The sequence below is a fragment of the Rhodoferax sp. RT4P68 genome (assembly GCF_056521305.1).
Map to the genome: position 1 here is coordinate 477,902 of NZ_JBWMBB010000005.1, position 12,596 is coordinate 490,497.

Consider the following 12,596-nt stretch of genomic DNA (forward strand, 5'->3'; position numbering starts at 1 on the left):
TTCCCATGCGCCGTCCTTCCGCATCGTCCCGCCGCGCCCGCCCGCAACAGCAGCGCCCGCGCGCGCGCCCCGCCGCCCTGCTGCTGACCCTGGTCGCACGCGCCACGCGCTTCATCTTCCACGACCTGGTGCAGGCGCTGAAGCGCCAGTTCTCCACCTGGCGGCGCGAGCTGGTCGATGCCTTGACCCCGGTCGCAGGTCGCATGCGCTTCGAGCCGCTGGAGCCGCGCCTGCTGATGTCGGCCGATGTCGCCACGCTCTTGGCCCCGCCACCGGCGGACACGCAGACGCAGGAGCCCGCGCGCGAACAAGCCCAGGCCCTGAGCGCCTCGGCCCTGGCGGTGCAGGCCAGCGTGGTCGTCACCGGCGCCGGATCGGCCCAGCTGGTGCAGGCCGATGACGGCAGCTACGCGCTGGCGATCACCGGCACCAACGCGGCCAGCCGCGTCACGCTGCAGACCCAGGGCGGCGCCGACCATGCGCTCTTGACCAGCATCACCAGCACCAGTGCCATCGGCACGCTGGACCTGGCCCTGGCCGACCTGCAGGGCAGCGCGCGGCTGAGCGGCGCCGTCACCAGCCTCACGCTGGGCGACCTGACCAATGCGTCCCTGGAGCTCGCCGGCGCCAGCACCACGCTGCGCCTGGGCGACGTGCACGAGAGCGACGTGCTGGCCGGCCAGACCGCGCTGCGCGTGCAGGCCGACAGCTGGACGGGCGGCTCCTCGCGCCTGGTCGCCGCCTCGCTGCTGCAGCTGGGCGTGACGGGCGCCTTCGATGCCGCACTGACCGTTGGCACGCCCGGCGCAACCGCCACGGTGTTGAGCGGCGTGGCCATTGGCGGCACGGCGAGCGGCACCTGGGACATCAACGGGCGCACCGGCGCTGTGCAGATCGGCAGCACCAGCCCCAGCTGGCGCGCGCACTTCGGCGGCGCCGTGACGCAGCTGTACATCGTGGGCGATGCCGCCGGCACGGTGGCGGCAAGCGCCATCGGCGTGCTGCAGGTGGGCGGCAGCATGCGCGGCATGACCGTGCTGGTGGGCGCCGACCTGGGGGCCGACCGGGCCCTGGGCGGCACCGGCGCCAATGCCGACAGCTTCAAGGCCGGCACGCTGGCCCGCTTGCGCGTGGGCGGCGACGTGGTGGACAGCCAGGTGCATGCCGGCGTGGACCCCACCACCGGCGCCGTGCTGGGCACCAGTGCCAACCGCTTGCAGGAACTGGTGGTCGGCGGCAACCTCACTGGCACCACCCGCGTGGTCGCCCCGCAGTTCCCGCCCACCGTGCGCGTGAACAACGCCACCGTTGCGCCGACTGCCCTGCCCCAGCTGCAGGTGGTGGCCGGCGACACCACGGCCCCGCTGCTCAGTGCGGCGCTGCAGAGCGACAGCGGCGCCTCGGCCAGCGACGGCGTCACCAATGCGGCCGCGCTGCTGCTGCAGGCCAGCGATGCGCTGGGCGTGACCGGCTTCGAGGCGCGCATCGATGCGGCGCCGAATGCGGCCTACACCGCCATCACGCCCAGCGCCGTCACGGGCGGCTACTTGCTGGACGCCGCCGCATTGGCGCAACTGGCCGGCGGCACGCTGGCCCAGGGCGCGCACGTGGTGGAGCTGCGGGCGATCGATGGCGCCGGCAACCGCTCGGCCGTCGCCCGCGTGGCCTTCACGCTGGACACCACCGCCCCAACGGCCACGGTGCAGCTGGCGCCGGCGTCTGACACCGGCACGGTGGGCGATGGCCAGACCACGCTGGGCACGGTGACGCTGACCGGCACCACCGGCCCCGGGGTGGCCGTGCAGTTGGGTGCCGCCAGCATGACGGCCGACGAGACCACCGGCGCCTTCGCCTTCAACGGCGTGCCGCTGGCGCTGGGGGGCAACACCTTCGGCTTCACGCTGACGGACTTGGCGGGGAACACGGGCACGGCCAGCCTGAGCGTGGAGCGCGTGGCGCTGCCGCCGGGGGATACGACGCATCCAACTGTGGACACGCTGGCGCTCGTCGCCGACACCGGCGCTTCCAACACCGATGGCATCACCAGCGACGCCCGTGTCACCGGCACCGTCAGCGACAACGTGGGCGTGACGCAACTGCTGGTCGCGCTCGATGCCGCCACTGAAGTCGACCTGACCAGCACCCTCACCGCTGGCAGCTTCAGTCTGAGCGTGGCCCAACTGAACACCCTGGCCGGCGGCACGCTGGGCCAAGGCGCACACAGCCTGAGCGTGGTGGCGGTGGACGCCGCCGGCAACCGATCCACAGCCCGCACGCTCGCCTTCACACTCGACACCACCGCCCCCACCGCCACGGTGGCGCTGGCCGCTGCCTCGGACACCGGCACGGTGGGCGATGGCCAGACCACGCTGGACAACGTGACCCTGGTCGGCACCACCAGCCCCGGCACAGCCGTGCAGTTCGGCGTGGCCAGCATGACGGCCGACGAGATCACCGGCGTGTTTGCATTCAACGGCGTGCCGCTGGCAGTCGGGGCAAACCCCTTCAGCTTCACTTTGACCGATTTGGCCGGCAACACGGGATCGGCCAGTCTGACCGTCGAGCGCGTTGTCGTGCCGCCTACTGACACCACGCTGCCCACCGTCGATACCTTGGCACTGGTCGCGGATACCGGCAGCTCAGCAAGCGACGGCATCACCAGCGATGCCCGCGTCACCGGCACCGTCAGCGACAACGTGGGTGTGACGCAGTTGCTGGTCGCGCTCGATGCGGCGAGCGAGGTCGATCTGACCAGCGCGCTCACCGCTGGCAGCTTCAGTCTGAGCGTGGCCCAACTGAACACCCTGGCCGGCGGCACGCTGGGCCAAGGCGCACACAGCCTGAGCGTGGTCGCCGTCGACGCCGCAGGCAACCGATCCACAGCCCGCACGCTGTCCTTCACGCTGGACACCACCGCCCCCACCGCCACGGTCGCGTTGGCCGCAGCGTCGGACACCGGCATAGTGGGCGATGGCCAGACCACGCTGGACAGCGTGACCCTGGTCGGCACGACAAGCCCTGGCACGGTGGTGCAGTTCGGCGTGGCCAGCATGACGGCCGACGAGACCACCGGCGTGTTCGCGTTCAACGGCGTGCCGCTGGCCGTGGGTGCCAACAGCTTCAACTTCACGCTGACCGATGCTGCCGGCAACACCGGCACGGCCAGCCTCACGGTCGAGCGTGTCGTGGTGCCGCCTACTGACACCACGCTGCCCACCGTCGACACCCTGGCGCTGGTGGCCGACACCGGCCGCTCGGCCAGCGATGGCATCACCAGCGACGCCCGTGCCACCGGCACCGTCAGCGACAACGTGGGTGTGACGCAACTGCTGGTCGCACTCGATGCGGCGAGCGAGGTCGATCTGACCAGCGCGCTCACCGCTGGCAGCTTCAGCCTCAGCGCCGCGCAGCTGAGCACGCTGGCAGGCGGCACGCTGGCCCAGGGTGCGCACAGTCTGAGCGTGGTCGCGGTCGACGCCGCCGGCAACCGATCCACAGCCCGCACGCTGTCCTTCACGCTGGACACCACCGCCCCCACCGCGACAGTCGCGCTGGCCGCCGCCTCGGACACCGGCACGGTGGGCGATGGCCAGACCACGCTGGACAGCGTGACGCTCGTGGGCACCACCAGCCCCGGCGTCGCCGTGCAGTTCGGCGTGGCCAGCATGACGGCCGACGAGACCACCGGCGTGTTCGCGTTCAATGGCGTGCCGCTGGCCGTGGGTGCCAACGCCTTCAACTTCACGCTGACCGATGCGGCCGGCAACACCGGTACCGCCAGCCTCACGGTCGAGCGTGTCGTGGTGCCGCCTACCGATACCACGCTGCCCACCGTCGACACGCTGGCACTGGTGGCCGACACCGGCGCTTCCAACAACGACGGCATCACCAACGACGCCCGCATCACCGGCACCGTCAGCGACAACGTGGGCGTGACGCAGTTGCTGGTCGCGCTCGATGCGGCGAGCGAGGTCGACCTGACCAGCGCCCTCACCGCTGGAACCTTCAGCCTCACTGCTGCGCAACTCAACACCCTGGCTGGCGGCACGCTGGGCCAAGGCGCCCATTCCCTCAGCGTGGTGGCCGTCGACGCCGCAGGCAACCGCTCCACAGCCCGCACGCTGGCCTTCACGCTCGACTCCGTCGCCCCCACCGGCACGGCCACCCTGGCCGCCGCCTCCGACACCGGCACCGTCGGCGACCTGATCACCGAGAGCGCCAGCGTGACGCTGCAGGGCACCACCGCGCCCGGCACCATCGTGCAGCTCGGCGTGGCCAGCATGACGGCCGACGAGACCACCGGCGTGTTCGCCTTCAACGGTGTGCCGCTCACCCTGGGCGCCAACCCCTTCACGTTCACGCTGACAGACCTGGCCGGCAACACCGGCACGGTGAACCTCTCGGTGCAGCGCACGGCCCCCGGCACCGTCGATGGCGAAGCGCCGGTCGTCAACATGGCGCTGCTGAGCGACAGCGGCCGCTCGGCCACCGACGGCATCACCAACGACGCGCGCGTCTCGGGCTTTGCCAGCGACAACGTGGCGGCCACGCGGCTGCTGGTGGCGCTGGACCCCGGCGCCGTGCCCACCTTCACCGACCTCAGCGTCGCGCTGGGCGCCAATGGCGCCTTCACGATCACCGCCGCCCAGCTGGCCACCCTGGCCGGCGGCACGCTGGCGCAAGGCGCGCACACCCTGCGCGTGGTGGCCGAAGACGCCACTGGCAACCGCTCGGCCGCCGTGAATCTGGCCTTCACGCTGGACTCCATCGCCCCCACGGGCGGCAGCTTCGGCATCAGCATCACCGATGCGCTGGGTGGCGACACCGGCCGCACGGACGATGCGATTGCCGTGCTGGCCGGCACGGTGGAGGCCAATGCCTCCGTCACGCTGGGCGCGCAGGGCCTGGCCGTGGTCGCCAGCGGCACCGGCGCCTTCACGCTGCCGGGTGTGGACCTGGCCCTGGGCAGCAACGCCGTCACGCTGGGCGTGCTGGATGCGGCCGGCAACAGCACCAGCATCACCCGCACCATCACGCGCGTAGCGCCGACCACCAGCGCCGACCCGGTGCTGGCCTGGAACCAGATTGCGCTGGAATCGATCCAGCGCGATGTGACCACGCCCGAGGAGGCCACGCGCATCCTGGCGATGCAGAGCCTGGCGGTGTACGACACGCTGGCGGCCATCGAAGGCTCGGCCGCCTTCATGGTGCAGGACAGCGTGACGGGGCCGGTGTCGGTGCAGGCGGCGGTGGCCCAGGCGGCCTACGAGATCCTGCATGCGTTCTACCCCTCGCAGCGCACGGTGCTGGATGCCGCCCTGGCCAGCAGCCTGGCGGCGGTGACCGATGGCGCCGCCAAGACGGCCGGCATCGCGTTGGGCCAGCGCGTGGCGCAGTCGATCGTGATGCTGCGTGCGAACGATGGCTACCAGGACTTCACGGTGGACGATGGCGGCACCGCCATCGGCCAGTGGCGCCCGACCGGGCCGATGTACCTGGTGGCCGAGCATCCGCAGTGGGGCAGCGTGACGCCGTTCGCGCTCGCCTCGGGCGACCAGTTCCGCGCGCCGCCGCCACCGGCCATCGATTCGGCGGCGTACGCGGCCGCCGTGGAGCAGGTGCGCCTGATCGGTGGCGAGACCAGCAGCGTGCGCACGGCCGACCAGACGCAGCAGGCGCAGTTCTGGGCCGATGGCGGGGGCAGTTACACGCCGCCGGGGCACTGGAACCTGATCGCCCAGCAGATCGCCAGCGCGCAGGGCAACAGCCTGACGGCCAACGCACGCCTGATGGCGCAGCTGAACGTGGCGCTGGCCGATGCGGCCATTGCCTGCTGGGACACCAAGTACACCTACGACTTCTGGCGGCCCGTCACCGCGATCAACAATGCCGACCTGGACGGCAATGCCGGCACGCAGGTCGATGCCACCTGGCGTTCGCTCCTGATCAGCCCGCCGCACCCGGACTATGTGTCCGGCCACTCGACCTTCAGCGCCGCGGCCGCCGGCATCCTGTCGGCCACGTTCGGCGAGAACACGGCCTTCAGCACCATCAGCGTGACGGTGCCGGGCGTGACGCGCAGCTTCACCAGCTTCACGCAGGCCGCGCAGGAGGCGGGCATGAGCCGCATCTACGCCGGCATCCACACCAGCTTTGCGAACACCGAGGGCGCCGTCATCGGCGGCAAGGTGGCCGATGCGGTGCTGGCGCGCTTTGCGTTGACCGAGGACGAGCAGGCGCCCAACGTGGTGATGGCCGACAGCGCGGCAGACACGAATGCCAACCTGACGCTGACCGGGCAGGTGCTGGACAACCTGTCGGGTGTCGCGAGCGCGCAGTACCGTATCGACAACGGGGCGCTGGCGGACCTGACGCTGGGGGCCGATGGCCGCTTCAGCATCACCACCGCGTTCGCGCTGAACGGCTCGCAGGACGGCGAGCACACCGTCACGCTGATCGCACGCGACGCGGCCGGCAACATCAGCGCGGGGTATACGCGCAGCTTCACGCTGGACACGCGGGCGCCGACGCTGGCGCTGACCAGCATCGCCAACGCCGCCGCGCTGGACGCAGACAGCCGCCTGATCGGCGCTGCCGACGCCACCGGCACGGCGCTGGTCGCGTTGCGCTACAGCATCGACGGCGGCGCCAGCAAGACCATCACCTTCGACGCCACCACCGGCGGCTTCGACCAGGCCCTGCCGCTGGGCGACCTGTCGGTGGGCCAGCACACGCTGCGCCTGGTCGCCACCGACGCGGCCGGCAACACCAGCACGCTGGCGCGCACGGTCTCGCTGGCCGAGCTGGCGCCCTTCAGCATCACCCGCGTCACGCCCGACGACGCCATGCGCGACATCGGCAGCACCTACCGGCCGCAGGTCTTCTTCAGCCGCGCCGTGAACCCGGCCACGCTGACGGCCGACAGCTTCTACGCCACCGGGCCCGACGGCAGCCGGCTGGCCATGACCATCGTGCCGGCGCTGGACGGCAGCTTCGCCTGGCTGCTGCCCGACGCGCCGATGCCCGGCGGCTCGACCATCACGCTGCACCTGAAGGGCGCATCGATCCGCGCCGCGCAGGACGGCGCCTTCCTCGATGCCTATGGCAACGGCACGGCCGGCGGCGACTTCAGCTGGAGCTTCACGACCGTCAGCACCACCTCGGTCATCGGCACCCGCCTCGTCGGCCGCGTGCTGGACCCCGGCGCCGATCTGTTGCCGATGACCTTCGACGACATCCGCCGCGGGCCGGATGGCGTGATCCACACACCGGACGACGTGTTCCTGAACCCGATCGCCAACGCCAAGGTCTGGATCATCGGCCAGGAAGACCGGGCCGTCTTCACCGACGCGCAGGGCAACTTCGCGTTCGACGGCGTGCCCGTGGGCACGGTCAAGCTGGCCATCGACGGACGCACCGCCAGCAATGCACCGGCCGGCATCTTCTTCCCGGAAATGGTGATGGACCTGGTGCTGCGGCCCGGCATCACCAACACCGCCATGGGCAGCATGGGCAAGGACGAGTCGCAGCGCGAGAACGCCGACCGCAGCGAGATCTACCTGCCGCGCGTGCAGACCTCGGCCATGCAGGCCGTGAGCGACACGGTGCCCACCGTGATCACCGTGGACGAGCAGTCCGCCCCCGGCGTGATCGACGAGTGGCGCAACGCGCTGACGCTGACCGTGCAGCCCGGCGCCGCCATCGGCTTCGACGGCCAGCCGCTCACCAACGTGCAGATCGGCATCAACACCGTACCGCCGGAACTGGTGCGCGAGATGCTGCCGGCCGGCGTGCTGGAGCACACCTTCGACATCACGATCCAGGCCCCCGGCGTGGACACGTTCGCCGTGCCGTTGCAGATCACGTTCCCCAACGTGTTCAACGCCGCGCCGGGCACCAAGCTCAACATCATGAGCTTCGACCACACCACCGGCCGGCTGGTCATCAATGGCACGGGCACGGTGTCGGCCGATGGCAAGACGGTCGTCTCCGACGAGGGCTCGGGCATCCTCGCGCCCGGCTGGCACGGCCTCAGCCCGCCGGGGCCCTGGGGCCGGCGCGACCCGCCACGCGGCCCTGGGCCAGCCCCCGGGCCTGGCCCAGGGCCCGGCCCTGGGCCAGGCCCCGGCCCGGCGCCTTCGCCGAGCCCTGCGCCCGCGCCGACACCGGCGCCGATACCGCCGCTCCTGCCGTGGACACCGGTGCCGCCGATCTTCACCACCACGCCGCCGGGCCAGAGCACGCCCACGCCCGGCATCATCTCGCCCATCGGCGGCACGCCCAACCGCTTCACCGGCTTCAACATCGACATGGTCGACATCGGCCTGGTGCTGACGCCGGCCGAGCGCGCCGTCATCGGCACGGCCATCGGGCAGTGGGAAAGCATCATCACCACCGACATCCCGTCGGCGCTGACGGTCTACGGCCTGGTGGATGACCTGCGCATCGACGTGCGCGTGGTCGCCGGCGACGGCGCTGGCGGCACGCTCGCCACCACCAACATCCTGCAGCGGCGCCCCGGCGCCATGGGCCTGCCGGCGCTGGCCGAGATCACGCTGGACGCGGCCGACCTGGCCGCCGCCACGCCGGCCACGCTCCTGGCCACCATGCTGCACGAGATCGGGCACGCGCTGGGCTTCGGCGAGCTGTGGGCCGGCATGGGCCTGGTCGATACCAGCGTGCCCGCCAACCCGCGCTACACGGGTGCGGCCGGCATGGCCGCGTTCGCTGCGCTGACCGGTGGCGCAGTGGTCGGCGTGCCGCTGGACAACCGCACCGGCGCCTCCGCCACGCACTGGCGTGAATCGACCTTCGGCAACGAGCTGATGACGCCGCTGCTGGACACCGGCATCGCTACCCCGCTGAGCGCGCTGAGCATCGCCGCGCTGAGCGACATGGGCTACAGCGTGAACCTGGCCCTGGCCCAGGCCTACACGCTGCCGGGTGCAGGCTTCACTTTCCACCCCGGCACACTGACGCCGGTCAACACCACCGACGGCGAACTGCTGCAGGCCGGTGCCGGCGGTAACTGGGGCCCCGCAGCGGCCGCTGCCACGGTCGACACCCACGTCATGCGCGCCTTCGACTTCGGCAACGGGGCGGCGGCGCCCGGCTTCACGGCCGTCGGCGCAGCCCAGGTCTACAGCACCGCCAGTGGCTATGGCTGGCGCACCGCGAACACCGTCAGCACCGCCACCACCGGCAGCAACCCGCTGACCGGCGACCTGGCGCAGACACGCGACGCCACCTTCTCCGTCGCGGTGGCCAACGGCACCTACGAGATCAGCCTCACGCTGGGCGACGATGCCTCGGCGCGCGACCGCATGGCCTACGAGATCGAGGGTGCGCGCCGCGGCGCTGTCTCCACGCTGCTGGGCGAGCACATCACCATGACGCACCGCGTCGAGGTGCACGACGGCGTGCTCGATCTGCGGCTGTTCAGCGACTTCAGCCCGGTGGCGATCAACGCGCTGGAGGTGCACCAGATCAGCACCTACACCACGCCGGCCAGCACCGCCAGCTACACCAGCGGCCACTACTACTTCGCGATCCACAACCTGGACACCGGCCTGCTGATGCGTGACAGCACCGTCGTGGCCGAGGGCGGCACCGTCTGCCCCGACGGCGTGGTGCTGGCGCCCAACACGCGCTACCGCCAGTACGTCTACCACGTGGAGACCAACACCATCGGCATCAGCGACTACGTGACGCCGGCCTCGGGCAACGACTTCGAACTGCCCGAGATCGTGATGGGCGGGCGCTTCACGCCGGATGCCGACGGCGATGGCCTGGAAGACCTGGCCGAGTTCATCGTCGGCACCCGCGCCGACCGCGCCGACACCGATGGCGATGGCGTGCGCGACCGCGCCGAACTGCAGCAGCAGCTCGACCCGCTGGGCGGCCAGTCCATGCCCACCGGCGTGGTCGCCAGTGCGGCGCTGCTGGGCTCGGCCCAGGCCGTGGCCGTGACCGGCACCGGCGGCACCAGTGGCGGCCAACTGTTTGCCTATGTGGCCACCGGCAACCACGGCCTGGCCATCGTCGACGTCTCGCAGACCACCACGCCGGCCGTGCGTGCGCAGCTGGATCTGTCGGGCCTGAACGTGGACGTGGCGGTGGACGTGCAGCGCCAGCTGGCCCTGGTGGCTGGCAGCGACGCCGGCCTGCATCTGGTGGACATCGGCAACCCGGCCGCGCCGGTGCTGCGCCAGACGCTGGTGTTCGCCGACAGCGTGCAGCATGTGCGCGAGCGCGACGGCATGGCGTTCGTCGCCACCGGCGCCAATCTGGCCATGGTCGACCTGAACACGGGCGATCTGCTGCAGACGCTGAACCTGGTCAACAGCGGCGGCAGCCGCATCACCGGGATGGCGCTGGACGGCCGCACGGTCTACACCGTGGACGACCAGAACATGCTGCGCAGTTTCGGCATCGCGGGCAACCAGCTGGTGGCGCTGGACACACTCGCGCTGCCCACGGGCGGCGGCCGCATCTTCGCCGGCGGCGGCGTCGTGCATGTGGGCGCTGGCGACAGCTTCCTGCAGGGCTTCCTGGCCGTGAACGCGGCGGACCCGGCCAACCTGCTGCTGCTGAGCGGCGTCGACCAGCCCGCCACCGCTGGACTGGCCGTGGCCACCAACGGCTCGGGCCTGCTGGTCAGCGTCGGGGCGCTGACGGGGCCGCAGGGCCAGCGGCTGAACGTGCTGGACGTCAGCAACGTGCGCGACGCCGCCAACACCGGTGGCTTCGTCGCGCGCTACAACCTGCCCAACCCGCCACAGGGCCTGGCGCTGGCCAACGGCCTGGCCTTCGTGGCCGATGGCGCGGGCGGGCTGCAGATCGTCAGCTACCAGGGCTTCGACGCATTCGGCGTGGCGCCGACCGTCACCATCGCCATCGACGGCGTGGATGTGGACGCCGGCACCCCCGGCATCCAGGTGCTGGAAGGCCGCACGGTGCAGATCCGCCCGACGGTGGGCGACGACGTGCAGGTGCGCAACGTGGAGCTGCTGGTCAACGGCGTGGTGGTGTCCAACGACGCCGCTTTCCCGTTCGACCTGTTCGCGCAGGCGCCCAACATCGCGACGGCCGGCAACACGCTGACGCTGCAGGTGCGCGCCACCGACACCGGCGGCAACGCCACGCTGTCGGCCATCACAACGCTGACCGTGGTGCCAGACACCTTCGCGCCGCAAGTGCAGTCCATCAGCGTGGCCGAAGGGGCGCGCCGCTTCTTCGTGCGCTCGGTGGACCTGCAGTTCGACGAGCCGCTGGACCTGAGCCGTCTGGCCACCACCGGCGTGAGCCTGGTGCGGGCCGGTGCGGACGGTGCATTCGGCACGGCCGACGACGTGACCATCCCGACGCGGCTGGACACGCGCGCCTTCGGCCAGGGCCTGTCGGTGCTGCCCGATGTGTTCCTGAGCGCGGGCGACTACCGGTTGGTCATCTCCAACACCATCGTGGCTGACCGGGCGGGCAACCAGCTCGCCGCGCCCATCGTGCGCAACTTCACGGTGCGCCCGGCCAGCGGCGTGCAGGCCGCCCAGGGTGTGCCGGACGTGCAGCAGGCGCCCTCGGCCAACCCGGGCCAGGAGATCGCCATCCAGGTGCCGTTCGACCCGGCCACCGGCCGCGCACAGTTCGCCACCATCGACAGCAACGGCACACGCGCCACCACCGTGGTGAATGCGCGCCGCTTCGACGTCACCACCGGCACGGCGTATTTCGTGGTGCCGCTGAATGCCACCACGGGCGACGCCATCGTCTACGGCCAGGTGGGCACCGTGCGCACCGATTTCGCGGACGGCACGGTGCCGCTACAGATCGTGCCCATCGTCACCGGCGTGCAGGTGCAGTCGGTCGCCGCCGACGGCAGCTCGGCCATCATCGTGCTGCAGGGCTTGGGCTTTGCCGAGGCCAACGCGTCGGAGTACCGCATCGGCAGCGAGGTGATCACCGATCTCAGTCTGACCACCGGCCCCAACGTGCAGGGTCGCAGCGACCCGGTGCTGGGCTTCGTGGAGAACGGCCAGGTCACGCTCACCGTGCCACTGTCGGCCGGCGTGTTCGGCGCCATCAGCGTGCGCACGGCCGGCGGTGCCAGCGCCGGCTACAGCGTGAGCGTGGCCAGCATCACCAGCGTGGCCTTCAGCGGCACGCCGGCCAATGCCGCGCAGGCCTCTGCCAACGCCGGCCAGGCCATCGTGCTGAACGGCAGCGGCCTGTCGGTGGCCACCGATGTGCTGCTGCGCTACACCGACTACCTGGGCAATCTGTCCATGGTGCGTGTCAGCCCCACCAGCGCCGCTGCCGATGGCACGCGCGCCACGCTGGTGCTGCCCGACCAGGTGAACGGGGTCTTTGCGCTGCAGGTCTTCGGCTCGGGTAGCCAGCCGCTGCTGCAGATCGTGCCCACGCTGCACGCCTTCACCGAGGCCAGCGGCCTGGGCCTGTCGGGCAGCGGCTTCGTCGAGGGCGCCAGCACCTTCAACCTGCCCGGCGCGACGCTGGCCGACACGGCCATCAACGCCGGGGCGGACATCACCTACGGCTACGACCAGCGCGGCGTCTATGGCGAGAACAACCTGGCCAAC

At 71.4% G+C, this 12,596-nt stretch carries 1 protein-coding gene; it reads left to right on the top strand.

Annotation, left to right across the window (positions count from 1 at the left end):
* Positions 1-5: 5 nt before the first annotated feature.
* Positions 6-12,596 (top strand): Ig-like domain-containing protein (locus AC099J_RS14255; protein ID WP_479615910.1); only part of this gene is annotated, 12,591 nt, incomplete at its 3' end.